At 67.9% G+C, this 18,815-nt stretch carries 18 protein-coding genes; 10 read left to right on the forward strand and 8 right to left on the reverse strand.

What is annotated here, in order from left to right; translation table 11 throughout:
• Positions 1-131: 131 nt before the first annotated feature.
• From ABD024_RS00280 to tkt, 7 genes are all read left to right on the forward strand, one after another.
• The gene (locus tag ABD024_RS00280) at positions 132-545 is read left to right on the forward strand and encodes an MAPEG family protein (RefSeq protein ID WP_343848510.1); all 414 of its coding nucleotides are present in this window, start codon (positions 132-134) and stop codon (positions 543-545) included.
• Between the two features lie 309 nt (positions 546-854).
• Entirely contained in the window at positions 855-2,261 is a 1,407-nt protein-coding gene (gene zwf / locus ABD024_RS00285) for a glucose-6-phosphate dehydrogenase (protein WP_343848512.1), read from the forward strand.
• Positions 2,255-2,971, forward strand: coding sequence for an HAD family hydrolase (locus tag ABD024_RS00290; protein WP_343848514.1), 717 nt, complete (start codon positions 2,255-2,257; stop codon positions 2,969-2,971). The genes zwf and ABD024_RS00290 overlap by 7 nt, the downstream gene beginning before the upstream one ends.
• Positions 2,972-3,008: 37 nt before the next feature.
• Positions 3,009-4,112, forward strand: coding sequence for a transaldolase (gene tal / locus ABD024_RS00295; RefSeq protein WP_343848516.1), 1,104 nt, complete (start codon positions 3,009-3,011; stop codon positions 4,110-4,112).
• Positions 4,109-5,773, forward strand: coding sequence for a glucose-6-phosphate isomerase (pgi, locus tag ABD024_RS00300; RefSeq protein ID WP_343848518.1), 1,665 nt, complete (start codon positions 4,109-4,111; stop codon positions 5,771-5,773). Before tal ends, pgi begins: the two co-directional genes overlap by 4 nt.
• Positions 5,770-7,416: a phosphoglucomutase (alpha-D-glucose-1,6-bisphosphate-dependent) gene (gene pgm / locus ABD024_RS00305; RefSeq protein WP_343848520.1), complete on the forward strand. Its 1,647-nt coding sequence runs from the start codon at positions 5,770-5,772 to the stop codon at positions 7,414-7,416. The genes pgi and pgm overlap by 4 nt, the downstream gene beginning before the upstream one ends.
• Positions 7,417-7,537: 121 nt before the next feature.
• Positions 7,538-9,586 carry a transketolase gene (gene tkt, locus ABD024_RS00310; protein WP_343848522.1) on the forward strand — a complete coding sequence of 683 codons (2,049 nt, stop codon included), beginning with the start codon at positions 7,538-7,540 and terminating at the stop codon, positions 9,584-9,586.
• Between the two features lie 5 nt (positions 9,587-9,591).
• On the opposite strand, the gene ABD024_RS00315 is transcribed toward tkt, so the two are convergent.
• The gene (locus ABD024_RS00315) at positions 9,592-10,347 is read right to left on the reverse strand and encodes a Bax inhibitor-1/YccA family protein (protein ID WP_343848524.1); all 756 of its coding nucleotides are present in this window, start codon (positions 10,345-10,347) and stop codon (positions 9,592-9,594) included.
• Between the two features lie 135 nt (positions 10,348-10,482).
• Here ABD024_RS00315 and hemC point away from each other — a divergent pair, with 135 nt between their 5' ends.
• A complete protein-coding gene (hemC, locus tag ABD024_RS00320; RefSeq protein ID WP_343848526.1) occupies positions 10,483-11,400 on the forward strand; it encodes a hydroxymethylbilane synthase in 918 nt (305 codons plus the stop codon).
• Positions 11,401-11,473: 73 nt separating this feature from the next.
• On the opposite strand, the gene ABD024_RS00325 is transcribed toward hemC, so the two are convergent.
• Positions 11,474-12,283, reverse strand: coding sequence for a DUF481 domain-containing protein (locus tag ABD024_RS00325; RefSeq protein ID WP_343848528.1), 810 nt, complete (start codon positions 12,281-12,283; stop codon positions 11,474-11,476).
• Complete coding sequence (locus tag ABD024_RS00330; RefSeq protein WP_343848530.1) at positions 12,280-12,627, reverse strand: hypothetical protein; 348 nt, start codon at positions 12,625-12,627, stop codon at positions 12,280-12,282. Before ABD024_RS00330 ends, ABD024_RS00325 begins: the two co-directional genes overlap by 4 nt.
• A 106-nt stretch (positions 12,628-12,733) precedes the next feature.
• On the opposite strand from ABD024_RS00330, the gene ABD024_RS00335 reads away from it, so the two are divergent.
• Together ABD024_RS00335 and ABD024_RS00340 are read left to right on the forward strand one after the other, a co-directional pair.
• Positions 12,734-13,717, forward strand: a complete 984-nt coding sequence (locus ABD024_RS00335; RefSeq protein WP_343848532.1) for a helix-turn-helix transcriptional regulator — start codon at positions 12,734-12,736, stop codon at positions 13,715-13,717.
• 3 nt (positions 13,718-13,720) lie between these two features.
• Positions 13,721-14,662, forward strand: coding sequence for a patatin-like phospholipase family protein (locus ABD024_RS00340; protein WP_343848535.1), 942 nt, complete (start codon positions 13,721-13,723; stop codon positions 14,660-14,662).
• Positions 14,663-14,681: 19 nt separating this feature from the next.
• Here ABD024_RS00340 and ABD024_RS00345 read toward each other — a convergent pair whose 3' ends face one another.
• The 5 genes from ABD024_RS00345 to ABD024_RS00365 all read right to left on the reverse strand — a co-directional run bounded on the left by ABD024_RS00345 (position 14,682) and on the right by ABD024_RS00365 (position 18,800).
• Positions 14,682-15,050, reverse strand: a complete 369-nt coding sequence (locus tag ABD024_RS00345; RefSeq protein ID WP_343848537.1) for a DUF488 domain-containing protein — start codon at positions 15,048-15,050, stop codon at positions 14,682-14,684.
• A gap of 67 nt (positions 15,051-15,117) precedes the next feature.
• Positions 15,118-15,834 carry a glycosyltransferase gene (locus ABD024_RS00350; RefSeq protein WP_343848539.1) on the reverse strand — a complete coding sequence of 239 codons (717 nt, stop codon included), beginning with the start codon at positions 15,832-15,834 and terminating at the stop codon, positions 15,118-15,120.
• A gap of 59 nt (positions 15,835-15,893) precedes the next feature.
• Positions 15,894-16,763 (reverse strand): ParB/RepB/Spo0J family partition protein, encoded by an 870-nt coding sequence (locus tag ABD024_RS00355; RefSeq protein ID WP_343848541.1) that lies wholly within the window; start codon positions 16,761-16,763, stop codon positions 15,894-15,896.
• Between the two features lie 3 nt (positions 16,764-16,766).
• A complete protein-coding gene (locus tag ABD024_RS00360) occupies positions 16,767-17,642 on the reverse strand; it encodes a ParA family protein (RefSeq protein WP_343848543.1) in 876 nt (291 codons plus the stop codon).
• Positions 17,643-17,708: 66 nt separating this feature from the next.
• Positions 17,709-18,800, reverse strand: coding sequence for an ABC transporter ATP-binding protein (locus tag ABD024_RS00365; protein WP_343848545.1), 1,092 nt, complete (start codon positions 18,798-18,800; stop codon positions 17,709-17,711).
• Positions 18,801-18,815 lie beyond the last annotated feature (15 nt).

Below are 18,815 nucleotides of genomic sequence, written 5' to 3' on the forward strand. Positions count from 1 at the left end.
TGGCAGCATTGGGTACGACCGTCCAAGCGGATGCATGCAACCGTTGTGCGCGTCACGACGTTTCCGCCTGACCTGCTTGCTGGGGTGGGCGCTTCCCGGCGGCGCCGGGCCTCACCAGCGAGGGCATTGCCATGACCCATTCAAGCACCGTTGCACTGACCGGATTTATTGCCTGGGCCCTTCTGCTTCTTGTGCTCATGGAAATCATCCGGACGCAGCTTGTCCTGCGCGGAAAGATCCCCGCCAATGGGTTCGTTCCGGACAATGCGAACCTCTCGCCTTTCATGCAACGGCTGGCCCGGGCCCATGCCAACTGCGTCGAAAGCCTTCCCGTACTCGGCGGACTGTTGCTGGTCGCCATCATCACCGGACACAGCTCGGTTACCGACCCGGCGGCCTATCTGTTCCTTGGCTGCCGTGTGTTCCAGTCGCTGGTGCATCTGGCATCGGTGAGCGCGGCCGCGGTTACTGTGCGTTTCTCCGCTTTTGCCGTGCAGATGGCCATCGGCGTGTACTGGGCCGTTGGCCTTCTTTCAGCGATGTGAGGCAAGTTGAAGGACGTGGTCAAGCACCAAAGCACATGAAGGACGCCATTCGCGCCAGGGTGGAGCAAGCGCATTCCGGCGCAGGCGGGCAGGCGCAGCGGCAGCCGTGGTCGATTCACTGGTTCCGGGCGACCTGGCGGACGGCTGACGATTTCGCCGGTTTATGCATCGACTTAACCTGTCGGCGTGCACGCTGGAAAGTGAACCCGATGTCCGGCATGTTGGCGGAACCGCGCCATGCCGCAGCGCGTGCCCGGCGCGCCACGTCGGGCAACGAAGCCCGCCAGCCTTATGGAGAGAGTCATCACCATGCCGATACCCCGCTCGGATGCCTTGGTCTTTTTCGGCGCCACCGGCGACCTGGCCTACAAGAAGATCTTTCCGACATTGCAGGCGATGATGCTGCGTGACGGGTTGGACCTGCCGATCATTGGCGTGGCGCATTCGGGCTGGAGCGTGGAGCAGCTGCGCCAGCGCGCGCACGACAGCCTGGCGCAAGCGGCGCAGGAACAGGGCGGTGCCGTCGACGAGGCGGCGTTCGCGAAGCTGGCGGCGCGGCTGCACTACGTCGATGGCGACTACAACGATGCGGCCACGTTCCAGCGGCTGAAGCAGGCGCTGGGCGAGGCGCAGCGGCCGCTGCACTATCTGGCGATCCCGCCCAGTCTGTTCGGCGTGGTGGCGAAGAACCTGCAGCAGGCCGGCTGCGCGGACGGCGCGCGGATCGTGGTGGAGAAGCCGTTCGGTCGCGACCTGGCCTCGGCGCAGGCGCTCAACCGCACGCTGCATGCGGTGTTCCCGGAGTCGGCGATCTTTCGCATCGACCATTACCTGGGCAAGGAGCCGGTACAGAACCTTTTGTATTTCCGCTTCGCCAACACCGTGCTGGAGCCGGTGTGGAACAACCGCTACGTGGACCGCGTGCAGATCACCATGGCAGAGCAGTTCGGCGTGGACGGCCGCGGCGCGTTCTACGAGGGTGTCGGCGCGATCCGCGACGTGCTGCAGAACCATCTGCTGCAGGTGACCTCGCTGCTGGCGATGGATGCGCCGATCGGCAACGACCCGGCGGCGCTGCGCGCCGAGAAGCTGCGGCTGTTCCGCGCGATGCGCCCGCTCGATCCGGCCGAGGTGGTGCGCGGCCAGTTCGAGGGCTACCGCAAGGTGCAAGGCGTGGCCGCCGATTCCAACGTGGAGACCTTCGTGGCGCTGTGCCTGCACATCGACACCTGGCGCTGGGCCGGCGTGCCGTTCTACATCCGCGCCGGCAAGCAGCTGCCGCTCACCACCACCCAGGTGGTGGTGGACATGAAGGCGCCGCCGCTGTCGGTGTTCGATGCGATCGGCGCGGCGCAGTCGAACTACTTCCGCTTCCGGCTCAGCCCCGAGGTGATCCTCGCCGAGGGCATGCGGGTGAAACGGCCGGGCGAGGAGATGCACGGCGAGCCGGTGGAGCTGGTCGTGCGGCATGACCTGGCGCCGGAGAAATCGCCGTACGAGCGCCTGCTCGGCGACGCGATCCGCGGCGACAACGCGCTGTTCACCAGCGACGAATGCGTGGAGGCGGCGTGGGCGGTGGTCGACCGCGTACTCGCCCACGAGGGCCCGGTGGGATTTTACGAGCCGGGCAGCTGGGGTCCGCCCGAGGCGGCGCGCATCGTCCACGGCGACGAAGGCTGGCACGATCCGCAGGTGGAGGAGGGCAAGCCATGTTGAGCAACCACACGTCCGAGGCCGCCGCGGTGGTGTTCCTGCTCGACGTCGACAACACCCTGCTCGACAACGACCGCTTCGGCGCCGACCTTGGCGACACCCTGGAGACGGCGTTCGGTGCGGCCGGGCGCGAACGCTACTGGGCGATCTACGAGGAGCTGCGCCAGCAGTCCGGCTTCGCCGATTACCTGGGCGCGCTGCAGCGCTTCCGCGCCGGGCTGGACAACGACCCGTCGCTGCTGCAGATGTCGAACTACCTGCTGGACTACCCGTTCGCCGACCGGCTCTACCCGCACGCGCTGGAAACCGTGGCGCACCTGCGCACGCTGGGCCCCACCGCGATCCTGTCCGACGGCGACGTGGTGTTCCAGCCGCGCAAGATCCAGCGCGCGGGACTGTGGACCGCGCTGCGCGGCGAGGTGCTGATCTACGTGCACAAGCAGCAGATGCTGGTGGCGATGCAGCAGCGCTACCCGGCCGCGCACTACGTGATGGTTGACGACAAGCCGCACGTCCTCGCCGCGATGAAGCAGCGCCTGGGCCACAAGCTCACCACGGTGTTCGTGCGCCAGGGCCATTACGCGGCCGACAGCGCCAACGAAGTCGTCGAACCGGCGCCGGACCTCGCGATCGCGTGCATCGGCGATCTGCGCCGGCGTAAGCTTGAAGACTTCCTGCCGAGCGCGCCCGCGATCAACCTGCCGGCGGACTGAAATCATCTAACGATCGAATCGGAAACACGGAGCAAGCATGAAAGCGACCCGCCAATTGCACGACCTCGGCCAGAGCCTGTGGCTGGACAACATCACCCGCAGCCTGCTCGACGAGGGCACGCTGGCACGCTACATCGCCGAGGACTCGATCACCGGGCTGACCTCGAACCCCAGCATCTTCGATGCGGCGATCGGCGGCGGCGACGCCTACGACGCCGGCATCCACGCCAAGACGCTTTCCGGCATGCGCGGCGAGGCGCTGTTCACCGAGCTGGCGCTGGAGGATCTGCGCCGCGCCGCCGACCTGTTCAAGCCGGTGTTCGATGCCACTCATCAGGTCGACGGCTGGGTCTCGATGGAAGTGTCGCCCTTGCTGGCCGCCGATACCGCCGGCTCGATCGCGGCGGCGAAGAAGATCCACGCGCAGGGTCGGCGCGACAACCTGTTCGTGAAGATTCCCGGCACTCCGGAAGGCGTGCCGGCGATCGAGGAGGCGATCTTTCTCGGCATCCCGATCAACGTGACCTTGCTGTTCTCGTGCGCGCAGTACCAGGCCGCCGCCGAGGCCTACCTGCGCGGCATCGAGCGCCGCATCGCGGCCGGGCTCGATCCGAAGGTCGGCTCGGTCGCCTCGCTGTTCATCAGCCGCTGGGACGTGGCGGCCAACAAACAGTTGCCGGACGCGTTGCACAACAAGCTGGGCATCGCGGTGGGCCAGCAGACCTACCGCGCCTACCGCGAACTGCTGGCGTCGAAGCGCTGGCAGAAACTCGCTGCCGCCGGCGCCCGGCCGCAGCGCCTGCTGTGGGCCAGCACCGGCGCCAAGGATCCCAATGCCTCCGACACGCTGTACATCAGCGCGTTCGCGGCGCCCGACACCATCAACACGATGCCGGAGAAGACCCTGCACGCGTTCGCCGACCACGGCCAGCTGCACGGCGTGATGTCCGATGACGGCGACGACGCGGACGCGGTGCTGGCGCAGATCGCCAAGGCCGGCGTGGACATCGACGCGCTGGCGCTGAAGCTGCAGCAGGACGGCGCCGCGGCGTTCGTGAAATCGTGGCAGCAGTTGCTGCAGCGGATCGCCGACAAGGCCAGCGCGCTCGACGCGAAATCGCGGGAACCGATTGCCCGATGAGCCACCTCGCCCTCACCACGCGCCCGCAGTGGCAGGCGCTTCGGCAGCACGTCACCACCGTGGGCCGGCAGCATCTGCGCGAGCTGTTCGCCGCCGACCCGCAGCGCGGCGAACGATTCGTCGTCGAGGACGTCGGCCTGTATCTGGATTATTCCAAGCAGCGCGTCGATGCCGATACGTTGCGCCTGCTGCGCGAGCTGGCGGTGGCCTGCGAACTGCCGCGGCGGATCGAGGCAATGTTCACCGGCGAGAAGATCAACACCACCGAAGATCGCGCCGTGCTGCACGTGGCGCTGCGCGCGCCGCGCACGGAGCAGATCCTGCTCGACGGTCACAACGTGGTGGCGGACGTGCACGACGTGCTCGACCGCATGGCCGCGTTCTCGGAGCAGGTGCGCAGCGGCGCGTGGCGGGGCCACGGCGGCAAGCCGATCCGCAACGTGATCAGCATCGGCATCGGCGGTTCCGACCTCGGCCCGGTGATGGCGTACGAGGCATTGCGTCACTACAGCCGGCGCGACCTGACATTCCGCTTCGTCTCCAACGTGGACGGCACCGATTTCGCCGAAGCCGTGCGTGACCTGGACGCCGCCGAGACCTTGTTCATCGTCTGCTCGAAAACCTTCACCACGCTGGAGACGCTGACCAACGCGCACGCCGCGCGCGCCTGGTGCCTGGCCGCGCTGGGCGACGAGAGCGCGGTGGCCAAGCATTTCGTGGCCGTCTCCACCAACGCCGCCGAGGTGGCGAAGTTCGGCATCGACACCGCCAACATGTTCGGCTTCTGGGACTGGGTGGGCGGGCGCTACTCGATGGACTCGGCGATCGGCCTGTCCACCATGCTGGCGATCGGACCCGCGCATTTCCGCGAGCTGCTGGCCGGCTTCCACGCGATGGACGAACACTTCCGTCACGCGCCGCTGGAACGCAACCTGCCCGTGCTGATGGGCCTGCTCGGCATCTGGAACAGCAATTTCCTCGACGCCGCTACCGTGGCGGTGCTGCCGTACGAGCAGTACCTGAAACGCTTCCCCGCCTACCTGCAGCAGCTGACCATGGAGAGCAACGGCAAGCGCGTCACCCTGGACGGCAGCGCGGTCGACTACGCCACCGGTCCGATCTACTGGGGCGAGCCGGGCACCAACGGCCAGCATTCGTTCTACCAGTTGCTGCACCAGGGCACGCACATCGTGCCATGCGACTTCATCGGTTTCGGGCAGAGCCTGAATCCCTTGCCTGTACAGAGCGGCGGCGATCAGCACGACCTGCTGATGGCGAACCTGATCGCGCAGGGCGAGGCGCTGGCGTTCGGCAAGACGGCCGAAGAGGTGCGCGCCGAAGGCACGCCCGCGGCGCTGGTGCCGCATCGCACGTTCCCCGGCAACCGCCCCAGCAGTACCATCCTCGCGCAGAAGCTGACCCCGCACACGCTGGGCACGCTGATCGCGCTGTACGAGCACAGCGTGTTCGTGCAGGGCGCGATCTGGGACATCGACTCGTTCGACCAGTGGGGCGTGGAACTGGGCAAGCAGCTGGCGAAGACCACCATCGCCGAGCTGACCGCGCCCGACGTGTCGACGCTCGCCCACGACAGCTCCACCAACGCCTTGATTCACCGCTATCGCCAGCTGCGCGATGGCCAGACAACGGAAGGTCCATGAGCCAGCAGATCAGCCCCCTCGCCGGCAAGCCGGCAACGTCGTCGATCCTGGTCGACATTCCACAACTGCTGGCCGCGTACGCCGACCTGAAACCCGACCCGTCGGTGCCGGCGCAGCGGGTGGCCTTCGGCACCTCCGGCCACCGTGGCAGTTCGTTCGAGCGCAGCTTCAACGAGGCGCACATCCTGGCGATCAGCCAGGCGATCTGCGAGTACCGCCGTTCGAAAGGCATCGACGGCCCGCTGTTCATCGGCGCCGACACCCACGCGCTGTCGCAGCCGGCGTTCGAGAACGCGCTGGAAGTGCTGGCCGCGAACGGCGCCGCGGTGATGATCTCCACGGGCGGCGAGTTCACGCCGACGCCGGCGGTGTCGCACGCGATCCTGGTCTACAACCGTGGCCGCAGCTCGGGCCTGGCCGACGGCATCGTGATCACCCCGTCGCACAACCCGCCGGACAACGGCGGCTTCAAGTACAACCCCACCAACGGCGGTCCGGCCGACAGCGACATCACCCGCTGGGTGGAGAACCGCGCCAACGCCCTGCTCGAAGGCGGCCTGAAGGACGTGCGCCGGATGCCGTACGCGCAGGCGCGCCAGGCGGCCACCACGCACGAGCACGACTATCTCAACAACTACGTCGCCGACCTGGCGAACATCGTCGACTTCGACGTGATCCGCGGCGCCGGCGTGCACATGGGCGTCGATCCGCTGGGCGGCGCGGGCGTGCACTACTGGGCGCCGATCGCCGAGCGCTACAAGCTCGACCTCACCGTGGTCAGCGCGGTGGTCGATCCGCAGTTCGCGTTCATGAGCGTGGACTGGGACGGCAAGATCCGCATGGACCCGTCGTCGAAGTACGCGATGCAGCGGCTGATCGGCTTGAAGGACCGCTACGACGTGGCGTTCGCCTGCGACACCGATCACGACCGCCACGGCATCGTCACCCGCAGCAGTGGGCTGATGGAGCCGAACCACTACCTGTCGGTGCTGATCGACTACCTGTTCCGGCATCGCCCGCAATGGGGCGCAAATGCTGCGGTGGGCAAGACCGTGGTCAGCACCGCGCTGATCGACCGCGTGGCGAAACGGCTGGGGCGAAAACTCTACGAGGTACCGGTCGGCTTCAAGTGGTTCGCGCCCGGCCTGTTCGATGGCTCGCTCGGCTTCGGCTGCGAGGAAAGCGCCGGCGCCTCGCTGTTGCGCCGCGACGGCACGGCCTGGGCCACCGACAAGGACGGTCTGGTGCCGGCGCTGCTGTCGGCTGAAATGACTGCACGCGAGGACAAGGACCCGGGCGAACTGTATGCGCAGCTGACCAGGGAGCTGGGCAAGCCGTTCGCCAGCCGCGTCGATGCCGTCGCCACGCCGGCACAGAAGGCGAAGCTGGCGAAACTGTCGCCAGATCAGGTGAAGAGCGACCGGCTGGCCGGCGAAAAAATCGAACAGGTGCTGGACAAGGCGCCCGGCAACGGCGCCGCGATCGGTGGCATCAAGGCGATTGCCGCCAACGGCTGGTTTGCCGCGCGGCCGTCCGGCACCGAGGCGATCTACAAGGTCTACGCCGAAAGCTTCAAGAGCGAAGAACACCTGCAAGCGCTGCTGAAGGAAGCCCAGGGCATCGTCGACGCCGCGCTTGCCTGAGCCTCGCCCTTGTAGGAGCCCGCTCGCGGGCGATGCTCTTTATTGGAAATCCCAAGAGCCAGGTGCATCGCCCGCGAGCGGGCTCCTACAAAACACCTTCCACCGTACCGGAGAAATCGCCATGTCCCACGCCCTCGACCAGCAATGCATCAACCTGCTGCGTTTCCTGTCGGTGGACATGGTGCAGAAGGCCAACAGCGGCCACCCCGGCCTGCCGCTGGGCGCCGCGCCGATGGCGTACGCGCTGTGGACGCGGCAGCTGAAGCACAACCCCGCCAATCCGCACTGGCCCGATCGCGACCGTTTCGTGCTCTCCGCCGGGCACGGCTCGGCGCTGCTGTACAGCCTGCTGTTCGCCACCGGCTACGACCTCACACTTGACGACCTCAAGCAGTTCCGCCAGTGGGGCAGCAAGGCGCCGGGGCATCCCGAGTACGGCCACACGCCGGGCGTCGAGATCACCACCGGCCCGCTCGGCCAGGGCCTGGCCAACGCGGTGGGCATGGCGATCGGCGAGGCGCACCTGGCCGCGCGCTACAACCGCGCCGGCCACATGGTGATCGACCACCGCACCTGGGCGATCGTCAGCGACGGCGACCTGATGGAAGGCGTGGCCAGTGAGGCCGCTTCGCTGGCCGGGCATCTGAAGCTGGGCAAGCTGATCTGCCTGTACGACGACAACTACGTGACGCTGGCCGGCGGCACCGACATCACCTTCTCCGAAGATCGCGCGAAGCGCTTCGAGGCGTACGGCTGGCAGACCATCCACGTGGCCGACGGCAACGACCTGACGGCGATCCATGCCGCACTGGACGCAGCCCGCGCCGACGCCACGCGGCCCTCGCTGATCCTGGTGCGCACGCATATCGGCTACGGTTCGCCCGAGCAGGACACGTTCAAGGCGCACGGCTCGCCGCTGGGCGTCGAAGACGTCCGGAAGACGAAGGAGAAGCTGGGCTGGCCGGTCGAACCGGACTTCCTGCTGCCACCGCCGGCGCTGGCACATTTCCGCGCGGCGCTGGACCGCGGCGTGCAGGCCGAACGCGCCTGGAACAGCCGTATGGACGTCTATACCAAAACCTTCCCCGAGCTGGCCGCCGAGCTGCAAGGCCGCCTGGATGGCGAACTGCCGGCGGGCTGGGACGCGGACATCCCGGTGTTCCCCGCCGACGCCAAGGGCCTCGCCACCCGCGTCGCCGGCGGCAAGGTGATGAACGCGATCGCGCCGAAACTGCCCGCGCTGGGCGGCGGCTCGGCCGACCTCGATCCGTCCACGCACACCGCACTGAAGGACCTGGGCGACTTCAATCCACCGCTGGCGCCAGGCGAGGACAGCCAGGGTTCCGACGGCGGCGGCTGGAGCCATGCCGGGCGCAACCTGCACTTCGGCGTGCGCGAACATGCGATGGGCGCGATCGCGAACGGACTGGCCGTGCATGGCGGCTTCGTGCCGTACGGCGCGACCTTCCTGATCTTCTCCGACTACATGCGCCCGGCGATCCGCCTGGCCGCGCTGATGGGCCTCCACGTGGTGCACGTGTTCACCCACGACAGCGTCGCGCTGGGCGAGGACGGCCCCACCCACCAGCCGATCGAGCAACTGGCCAGCCTGCGCGCGATCCCCAACCTCAGCGTGATCCGCCCCGCCGACGCGAACGAGACCGCGGTGGCGTGGAAGGTGGCGCTGGAAACGAAGAACCGCCCGGTGCTGCTGGCGCTGACCCGGCAGAACGTGCCCACGCTGGACCGCACTCGCTACGCCAGCGCTGACGGCTTGCGTCAAGGTGCGTATGTGCTCAGCGATGCAAAGGACAGCAAACCGTCGCTGATCCTGATCGCCAGCGGCTCCGAGGTCGGCCTGATCGTCGAAGCCGCCGACCAGCTGCAGGCCGACGGCATCGCCGTGCGCTGCGTGTCGATGCCGAGCGGGGAACTGTTCGATGCGCAGCCGCAGGCGTATCGCGATCGGGTATTACCGCCCGACGTGCCGGCCCGACTGGCGGTGGAGCTGGGCGTCTCGCAAGGCTGGGACCGCTATGTCGGGTCGAAGGGGGAGATGCTCGGCATCGACCACTTCGGCGCTTCCGCGCCCGCCGAGGTGCTGCTGCGCGAATTCGGCTTCACCGTCGAGAACGTGGTGAAGCGCGCCAGAGCCGTGCTGGCGCGCTGATCCGCTCAGTTGCGCGACTGCAGCTTCGACAGCAGGCGCAGCAGTTCCAGGTACAGCCAGACCAGGGTGACCACCAGCGCGAACGCGCCGTACCACTCCATGTACTTCGGCGCGCCGGACTGGGCGCCGGATTCGATCAGGTCGAAGTCGAGGATCAGGTTGAGCGCTGCGATCACCACCACCACCACGCTGAACGCGATACCGACGCCGCTGCTGCCGCTGATGAAGCCCATCGAGTGGCCAAAGAAGCCCATCGCGAAGTTCGCCAGGTACAGCAGCATGATGCCGCCGGTGGCGGCGACGATGCCGAGTTTGAACTTCTCGGTGGCGCGGATCAGCCCACTGCGATAGGCCAGCAGCATCGCGGCCATGGTGCCGAAGGTCAGCCCCACCGCCTGCATCACGATGCCGGGATAGCGCATCTCGAAGATCGCCGACAGCGCACCGATGAAGACGCCTTCCACCACGGCGTACAGCGGCGCGGTGATCGGCGCCCAGGCCTTCTTGAACACGGTGACCAGGGCCAGCACCAGGCCGCCGATCGCGCCGCCGAGCATCAGCGGCAGCATCGCCGGCAAGCTGTCCGGGCCACTGAAGCGGCCCCAGCTGAACATCGCGCCGACCAAGACCAGGATCAGCAGCAGGCCGGTCTTGTTGACCGTGCCGTTGATCGTCATCGCCTCGTCGCCGCGCGTGAAGACCGCGCCGCTGGCGGCATCGAGGAAGGTGTTCTTGTTGAGCGCCGGATTGCCGCTTTGCATGATCTGCTCCCGTGAATTGCGACCATCGTAGCCGGGCCGTGGCCGGCTTGGAACCTTTCCTGCGCCAATACGTCGTTGCACCGCGGCCGGGAAACTACGCGACAATGGCAGCCTGTCGAACGTCGCGGAGTCCCGATGAATCCTTCCACCCTGCGTATCGCCACCCGCAAGAGCGCGCTCGCGCTGTGGCAGGCCGAGCACGTCGCCGCGTTGCTGCGTGCGGCCCATCCGGGGCTGACGGTGGAGCTGGTGCCGATGACCACCCGCGGCGACGAGATCCTGGACCAGCCGCTGGCCACGATCGGCGGCAAGGGGCTGTTCCTGAAGGAGCTGGAGGTGGCGATGCTGGAAGGCCGTGCCGACCTCGCCGTGCATTCGCTGAAGGACGTGCCGGCGCAGCTGGAGCCGGGCTTCGCCTTGCCGGCGATCCTGCCGCGCGCGGACGCCGCCGATGCGTTCGTCAGCAACCACTATGCCGACCTCGCCGCGCTGCCGCCGGGCGCGCGGGTCGGCACCTCGTCGCTGCGGCGGCAGGCGCAGTTGCGCGCGTTGCGGCCGGACCTGGTCCTGCTCGACCTGCGCGGCAACGTCGGCACCCGCCTGGGCAAGCTCGACGCCGGTCACTACGACGCGATCGTGCTGGCTTGCGCCGGGCTGGAACGGCTGGGCCTGGCCACGCGGATCCGCTCGCGGCTGACCGCGCCGGACTGGCTGCCGGCGCCGGGCCAGGCGGCGATCGCGATCGAGGCGCGCGAGGGCCAGGTCGGCGTGCTGGCGCTGCTGGCCGCCCTGGACGATGCCGATACCCGGCTCACCGTGAGCGCCGAGCGCGCGATGAATCAGGCCTTGGGCGGCAGCTGCACCGTGCCGATCGGCGCCTGGTGCATGCTCGGCGAACACGGCCTGCACCTGCGCGGCATGGTCGGCGACGCGGCCAGCGGCCGGTTGCTGCATGCCGAAGCCAGCGCCCCCAGCGACCAGGCGGTCGCGCTGGGCCGCAAAGTGGCGGCGGCGTTGCTGGCGCAAGGCGCCGGCACCCTGCTCGGGCTCTGAGACACCACCCCACGCAAACGGCCCTCCCGCTGGCGCGGAAGGGCCGTCAAGGCCGCGCTCCGGAAGTACCGGCTTAGAAGCTGTAGACCAGGTTGGTGGTGGTCAGCGTGTCAGTCTTCTTGGTCCCTGGCAGCACGTCGCTGTTGTGGCGCACCTGGAAGCCGACCTTCAGCGCCAGCTTCGTGGTCATGCTGACCGCCAGGCCCGCGTCGTTCTGCAGGTAGGTGTTCTTCGAGCCCGCTTCCATCAGGAACGTGTCCTCGAACGCGGTGTTCTCGGTGAGCTTGTACTTGTAGTTGACCAGTCCGCGGGCAACCATCTCACTCTCGGTCGGCTGCTGCTGGTGTACCACCACGCCACCGACCACGGTATCGACGTCGGCCGGGCGGTAACGCTTGTAACCGGGACCGATTTCGAACGACAACTCGTTGCGTCCGTCCTTCAGCGCGATGTAGCCGTAGCCGAGCGAGACGATGCCCTGCCACAGGTTCGCGCCGAAATCGTCGTGCTCGTAACGGGCGGCACCGACGATGTAGCTGCGCGGGTCGAGCTTGAGGCCGACCGAGGCGCCGCCGTCATAGCGGTTCGCGGTGGTGTTGAACTGCTTGAGTGTATTGCCGTTCGTATCGACCACGGTCTGCTGGCTCTTCGAACGCAGCGCGTCGACGAAGAAGTTGTTCTTCCACTGTTCGTTTTCCTGGCTCAGGCCAAGCTTGGCATTGACGTTCTCCGAGCGGGAGTTGCCGGTGGCCGAGGCAAAACCGAATTCGCCCGAACCGCTCCAGCCGCCGTTGCTGGCCGGGTTGGTATCGGTGTCCTGAGCCTGGACGGCGAAGCTTGCGAAGGCAGCCAGCAGCAGGCCGGCTATCAAGGTCTTTTTCATCGAGGAACGATCCATTTGTTAAACAAAAGTGAGGAAGCTACCTTAACGGGACGGCTTGAACTCGCAATGAACGGTGCTGCAAAGCCATCCCCGCGCGCGTCACCCGGCCGCCAGCAACCCGCCTGCCAGCGCCGTTTCGTAGACGTGCCAACGGCATCCGCATGTCGCAGCGGCCGATCTGCTCCATCCCCTGCGCCAAGCCCACACCGCCAGATCCACAGGCCGTAGCCGCTGATCGCCAGCACCCGTAGCAGGATCTTCGCGTAACCCGGCAGGTGCGCGTCGATAGCGGTGGCGCCGGGGTCGGGCAAGGCGTTGGGCGACAGTTCGCGGATGGGCGGCATGAGGCGTCCAAGAGGAGTCGGCGGCGATGCGCGCGGCGACTTGCAGCCACCACAGGCCGCCGCCATGCTACACAACGCCTCTTCCCCACGATATGCCGACGACCCCATGGATCGCTACGAACGCATACTGACCCTGCACCGACTGCTGAAGTCGGCGCACTACCCGATTCCGCTGTCGCGCCTGCTCGGCGAACTGGAGTGCTCGCGCGCCACGCTGTACCGCGACGTGGCCTTCCTGCGCGATGCGCTGGGCGCGCCGATCGAAAGCGCCGGCACCGACCAGGCCGCGTTCCGCTATGAAGCGGGCGAGGGCGCGAAGTTCGAACTGCCCGGGCTGTGGCTGACCTCCGACGAACTGGCCGCGTTGCTGGCACTGAACGAGCTGATCAGCCGCTCCGGTCCCGGCGTGCTGGCCGGCGCACTGGCGCCGTTCAAGGCACGCATCGAAGGCCTGCTGTCGCATCAGGACAGCGGCAAGGCATTGCCGATCGAGCGCATCCGCGTCGTCGCGTGGGGCGAACGCAAACTCGACCAGCAGGTGTTCCGCATCGTCGCCGGCGCGGTACTGGAGCGCAAACAGCTGCGCTTCCGCTACCGCGCACGCACTACCAATGCGGACAGCCGGCGCACGGTGTCGCCGCAACGGCTGACCCACTACCGCGACAACTGGTACCTCGACGTGTGGGACCACGACCGCCACGCGCTGCGCAGCTTCGCGGTCGACCGCATCGCCGATGCGCAGGCGCTGGACACGACCGCCACCGACGTGGCCGATGCCGATCTCAACGAACTGCTCGCCTCCAGCTACGGCATCTTCGCCGGCAAGCCGAAGGCGTGGGCGACCATCCGCTTTTCGCAACACGCCGCGCGCTGGGTCGCCGACGAACACTGGCATTCGCAGCAAAAGGGCGAGTGGCTGCCGGACGGCCGCTACGAGCTGAAGCTGCCCTACTCCAACTCGAAGGAACTGCTGATGGACGTACTCAAGTACGGCCCGGACGCGGAAATCGTGGCGCCGCTGTCGCTGCGCGAGGAAATGAAGATCCTGCTGCAGCTGGCCCTCGGTGGCTACCAGCCGCCGCCGGGCTGAGCGATGAACGTCACCGATCTCGCCACTGCCGCCCCGGCGCCCGTGCCGCGCAGGCCGACGGTGGCGCTGGCGCTCGGTGCCGGCGGTGCGAAGGGGCTGGCGCATATCGGCGTGATCGAGGAAATCGAGGCGCAGGGTTTCCAGATCGTGGCGATCGCGGGCAGCTCGATGGGTGCGCTGATCGGCGGCATCCATGCGGCGGGCAAGCTCGACGTGTATCGCGACTGGGTCTGCGCGCTGGCCAAGCTCGACGTGCTCAGGCTGGTCGACTGGACGTTCACCGGCGGCGGCCTGATCAAGGGCGAAAAGATCATCGAGACCATGCGCGCGCTGGTCGGTGACGTGCAGATCGAGGAGCTGCCGCTGACCTTCACCGCGGTGGCCACCGACCTCGAGCGTGGCCGCGAGGTGTGGCTGAGCCGCGGCGGCCTGTTCGATGCGATCCGCGCGTCGATCGCGATCCCGACGGTGTTCCGCCCGCACCTCATCGACGGCCGTCGGCTGGTCGACGGCGCCCTGCTCAATCCGGTGCCGGTGACGCCGCTGATCCGCGAAACCGCGGACTACCTGATTGCGGTCAGCGTGGACGGTCCGGCGGTGACGGTCACGCCGCCGGAACCGCCGATCCAGCCGACGGCCGTGGAAAACGGCTATCGCCACCGCATCGGCGAGTTCATCGGCCGGATGATTCCGCGCGGTGAAGTCCGCCCGCGCGAGCCGGGCACGTTCGAACTGCTGACGCAGTCGATGGACCTGATGCAGGCAAACCTGTCGCGCCTGCGCCTGGCCGCGTACGCGCCGGACCTGCTGATCCAGCTGCCGCACAACATGGCGCTCGCCTACGAGTTCTACCGCGCGCGCGAACTGATCGAGCTGGGTCGCGTGCAGGCGCGCGCGACGCTGGCGAACTGGCCGCGCGCCGGTACGCCGCAGCGCGAGGCCTGAGTCGCGCCGTGCCGCGGCCTCAGCGCGGACCGTGCGAGTGCAACCAGTTCTCCAGGTACGCCTTCATCGCCACCGCGTTGTTGTGCTCTTCGTCGCGCGCGCCGTAGAGCAGGGTGACGTGGTGCCGCGCGGCCCGTTCGGCCAGCGGCTGCCAGTGCTCGGCCAGCGCATCCAGCTCGCCGGCGTAGCGATGGCGGAAACCGTCCCACAGCGCCGGGTCGTGGCCGAACCACTGGCGCAGGGCGGTCGACGGCGCCAGCTCCTTCGCCCACAGGTCCAGCGGCACCGCCTCCTTCTTCAGCCCGCGCGGCCACAACCGGTCGATCAGCACGCGATAACCGTCGGCTTTCGTGGCCGGTTCGTAAACACGCTTGATGGTGATGCTCATGGGCGGCGTTCTCCCGAAAGGAAGATTCCCAGCATACGACGACCTGATCGGCGCAGCATGATCCGGATCAGAGTTCCTCGACCCGGGTGACCTTGCCGCGACGCATCAGCCACGCCACGCCACGCAGATCGGCCAGGCCGACCCACAGCCGGTCCAGCATGCCGTACTTGGATACGCCGGCGGTGCGCGGGCGGTGGCCGACCGGCACGCTCTGGCTGGCGAAACCGGCGCGCTTGACCAGCGCCGGCAGATAACGGTGCATGTGGTCGAAGTAGGGCAGCCGCAGGAACACCTCGCGCTCGAACAGCTTCAGGCCGCAGCCAGTGTCCGGGGTGGCGTCCTGCAGCATGCGTGAACGCACCGCGTTGGCGACCTTCGAGGAAATGCGCTTGTTGAAGCTGTCGCGGCGAGTGGTGCGCCAGCCGGCGAACAGGCGCGTGTCGACCGATGCCGTATCGCGCGCGGCGAGCAGCTTCGGGATGTCGGCGGGATCGTTCTGGCCGTCGCCGTCCAGCGTGGCGATCCACGGCGAGGCGGACGCGCGCACGCCGTTCCACACCGCCGTGCTCTGGCCGCTGCGGGTGACGTGATGCAGCACGCGCAACTCCGGGTGCAGCGCCTTCTGCGCGGCCAGCACGGCGCGGCTGTCGTCGCTGGAATCGTCGTCGACGTAGATCACCTCGTAGGCGACCCGACCGCGCAGCGCAGCGGCGATCTCGGCCAGCAGTGGCGGAATGTTGTCGCGTTCGTTGAAGACGGGGACGACGACAGAGAGTTGCGGCATCGGGCAGGCCCTGAATATTTACGTGAACGTGAAGCGGAGCAAGGAGTGCATTTCTGTCCTCAGCGGATCTTGCCGAGAATGCCTTCCAGCTCGTCGTTGCTGTGGTAGTGGATGACCAGCTTGCCGCGGCCGCCGCGGCCCTGCGCCAGCTCGACGCGGGTGGCGAGGCGCTCGGCCAGTTCGCGTTCCAGTGCGGTGATGTTCGGGTCGCGCGCGAGCGCGTGTTTGGCCTTGCCTTTCGGCGCGGTCTGCGCGCGGCGTGCGGCTTCTTCCAACTCGCGCACCGACCAGCCCAGGGTCGAGGCCTGGCGCGCCAGCGGCACCGCGATGGATTCCTCCAGGGTCAGCAGGCAGCGGGCGTGGCCCATTTCCAGCTTGCCGTCGTCGAGCAGCCGCTTGATCGACTCCGGCATCTCAGTGAGCCGCAGCATGTTCGACACCGCGGCGCGCGAGCGGCCGACCGCGTCGGCGGCCTGCTGGTGGGTGAGGTCGAAGTCGTCGATCAGCCGCTTCAACGCGTCGGCTTCCTCCAGCGGAGTGAGGTCCTGGCGCTGGATGTTCTCGATCAACGCCATCGCCGGCACCGCCGCCTCCGGTACCGCCTTCACCAGTGCCGGCAGTTCGCTCAGCTGGGCGCGCTGCGCCGCCCGCCAGCGGCGCTCGCCGGCGATCAGCTCGTAGCTGTTCTTGCCGATCTCGCGCACCACCACTGGCTGGATCAGGCCCTGCGCCTTGATCGACGCGGCCAGTTCGTCCAGCGCCTCGTCGTTCCAGTGCCGCCGCGGCTGGTACTTGCCGGGCTGGATCTGCTGGATCGGCAGCAAGCGCAGCTCGCCTTCCTGGGTCAGTACCAACGGTGCGGCATCGCCGGCGCCGCCGAGCAGGGCGTCCAGCCCGCGTCCCAATCCACGTTTCTTTGCAGCAGCCATGCCTTATTCCTGATGGTTGGCGGCCGGCGCCTTGAGCGTCGGACCGCTGTCGCCGTGCGCAGGCGCGGGTGGTTCGATGTCGTCGACCGGAGGATCGACCGGTCCGCTGCGCGGCAGCCCGCGCTCGCGCCGGATCACCTCGCCGGCCAGGCCGATGTAGGCGATCGCGCCGCGTGAGCTGCGATCGTACAGATGGATCGGCTGGCCGTGGCTGGGCGCTTCGGCCAGGCGCACGTTGCGCGGGATGATCGAGCGCAGCACCTTGTCGCCGAAATGCTGGGTGAGCTGCGCGGAGACCTCGTTGCCGAGGTTGTTGCGCACGTCGTACATGGTGCGCAGCAGGCCTTCGATCTCCAGCGTGGGATTCAGCCGGTGGCGCACCGCCTTGACCGTGTCGAGCAGGCTGGACAGGCCTTCCAGCGCGAAGTATTCGCACTGCACTGGGATCAGCACGCCATCGGCGGCGGTCAATGCGTTGAGCGTGAGCAGGTTCAGCGACGGCGGGCAGTCGATCAGGATGGTGTGGTAATTGGCCGAAACCTTCGCCAGCACTTCCTTCAGCCGGTGCTCGCGTGCCAGCGCGTCCATCAGCTTCAGCTCGGCCGCGGTGAGGTCGCCGTTGCCCGGCAGCAGGTCGTAGTGCGCGTCGGTGGGCACGATCGCCGCGCCGATCTCCACTTCCTCCAGCAACACTTCGCAGCCGCCCGGCCGGGCGTCGCGCTTGTTGATGCCCGAGGCCATCGTGGCGTTGCCCTGCGGGTCCAGGTCGACCAGCAATACCCGCCGCTTCGCGGCGGCCAGCGCAGCGGCAAGATTGACGGCAGTGGTGGTCTTGCCGACGCCGCCTTTCTGGTTGGCGACAGCGATGATGCGGGCCATGGGTGGATAGCTACCGTACGCGGGGAGGTTAGTGTAATGCCTCACTCCGCCCAGCGCTGCCCGCCTTCAAGCACCAATCCGCGTGCCGCTGGCGGCATCGAACAGGTGCAGCCGTTCGGCCACCAGGCCCAGCGCCAGCGTGCTGCCCGGCTCGGGCAAGGCCCGCGGCGCCACCCGCGAGACCAGCGCCTGGTCGCCATAGCGCAGGTTCAGGAAGATCTCGTTGCCGACCGGTTCGAGCACCTCCAGCTGGGCGCTGAGCGCGGCATCGCCGGCATCGTGCGGCTGCAGGTCCTCCGGGCGGATGCCCAGCACGACCTCGCGATCGCGCCACGGCTGCCACGCCGCCGCCTGCGCCGGGGCGCCCAGTGCGATGTCGCCGTGTGCGGTGGCCAGCGTCCAGACGCGGTCGTGGCGCAACGTGCCGTGCAGTTGGTTCATCGCCGGGCTGCCGACGAAGCCGGCGACGAACAGGTTCGCCGGTTTCTCGTACAGGTTCATCGGCGTGTCGATCTGCTGGATCACCCCGCCGTCCAGCACCACGATGCGCTGGCCCAGGGTCATCGCCTCGATCTGGTCGTGGGTGACGTAGATCATGGTGGCCTTGAGCTGGCGGTGCAGCCGCGCGATCTCCACCCGCATCGACAAGCGCAGCTTGGCGTCCAGGTTGGACAGCGGCTCGTCCAGCAGGAATACCTTGGGATCGCGCACCAGCGCCCGGCCCAGCGCCACGCGCTGGCGCTGGCCGCCGGACAGCGCGGCCGGACGCGAGGCCAGCCGCGCTTCCAGTTCCAGCGTCTTCGCCGCCGCGGCCACGCGCTGGTCGATGTCGGCCTGCTTGTGGCCGCGCAGCTTCAGGCCGAAGCCGAGGTTCTCGGCCACCGTCATGTGCGGGTACAACGCGTAGTTCTGGAACACCATCGCGATGTCGCGATCCTTCGGCGCCACGGCGTTGACCACGCGGCCGTCGATGCTGAGCGTGCCGGCGCTGATCGACTCCAGCCCGGCGATCATCCGCAGCAAGGTGGTCTTGCCGCAGCCGGACGGCCCCACCAGCACCAGCAACTCGCCGTCGGCAATTTCGAAACTGGCCTCGGCCACGCCGACGTGGCCGTTGGGGTAGACCTTGCGCAACTGGTCCAGACGTACGGCAGCCATGGGTATCTCCGGTGG

This window comes from Rhodanobacter soli, from assembly GCF_039523495.1.
Lineage (GTDB): Bacteria > Pseudomonadota > Gammaproteobacteria > Xanthomonadales > Rhodanobacteraceae > Rhodanobacter > Rhodanobacter soli.

Bases quoted from the DNA above. Each gene is read 5' to 3' on its own strand.
- hemC (WP_343848526.1), top strand. From the start codon at position 10,483: ATGAATCCTTCCACCCTGCGTATCGCCACCCGCAAGAGCGCGCTCGCG.
- ABD024_RS00315 (WP_343848524.1), bottom strand. From the start codon at position 10,347: ATGCAAAGCGGCAATCCGGCGCTCAACAAGAACACCTTCCTCGATGCC.
- ABD024_RS00340 (WP_343848535.1), top strand. From the start codon at position 13,721: ATGAACGTCACCGATCTCGCCACTGCCGCCCCGGCGCCCGTGCCGCGC.
- zwf (WP_343848512.1), top strand. From the start codon at position 855: ATGCCGATACCCCGCTCGGATGCCTTGGTCTTTTTCGGCGCCACCGGC.
- ABD024_RS00350 (WP_343848539.1), bottom strand. From the start codon at position 15,834: ATGCCGCAACTCTCTGTCGTCGTCCCCGTCTTCAACGAACGCGACAAC.
- ABD024_RS00360 (WP_343848543.1), bottom strand. From the start codon at position 17,642: ATGGCCCGCATCATCGCTGTCGCCAACCAGAAAGGCGGCGTCGGCAAG.
- ABD024_RS00290 (WP_343848514.1), top strand. From the start codon at position 2,255: ATGTTGAGCAACCACACGTCCGAGGCCGCCGCGGTGGTGTTCCTGCTC.
- pgm (WP_343848520.1), top strand. From the start codon at position 5,770: ATGAGCCAGCAGATCAGCCCCCTCGCCGGCAAGCCGGCAACGTCGTCG.
- ABD024_RS00325 (WP_343848528.1), bottom strand. From the start codon at position 12,283: ATGAAAAAGACCTTGATAGCCGGCCTGCTGCTGGCTGCCTTCGCAAGC.
- tal (WP_343848516.1), top strand. From the start codon at position 3,009: ATGAAAGCGACCCGCCAATTGCACGACCTCGGCCAGAGCCTGTGGCTG.
- tkt (WP_343848522.1), top strand. From the start codon at position 7,538: ATGTCCCACGCCCTCGACCAGCAATGCATCAACCTGCTGCGTTTCCTG.
- ABD024_RS00330 (WP_343848530.1), bottom strand. From the start codon at position 12,627: ATGCCGCCCATCCGCGAACTGTCGCCCAACGCCTTGCCCGACCCCGGC.
- ABD024_RS00335 (WP_343848532.1), top strand. From the start codon at position 12,734: ATGGATCGCTACGAACGCATACTGACCCTGCACCGACTGCTGAAGTCG.
- ABD024_RS00345 (WP_343848537.1), bottom strand. From the start codon at position 15,050: ATGAGCATCACCATCAAGCGTGTTTACGAACCGGCCACGAAAGCCGAC.
- ABD024_RS00365 (WP_343848545.1), bottom strand. From the start codon at position 18,800: ATGGCTGCCGTACGTCTGGACCAGTTGCGCAAGGTCTACCCCAACGGC.
- ABD024_RS00280 (WP_343848510.1), top strand. From the start codon at position 132: ATGACCCATTCAAGCACCGTTGCACTGACCGGATTTATTGCCTGGGCC.
- pgi (WP_343848518.1), top strand. From the start codon at position 4,109: ATGAGCCACCTCGCCCTCACCACGCGCCCGCAGTGGCAGGCGCTTCGG.
- ABD024_RS00355 (WP_343848541.1), bottom strand. From the start codon at position 16,763: ATGGCTGCTGCAAAGAAACGTGGATTGGGACGCGGGCTGGACGCCCTG.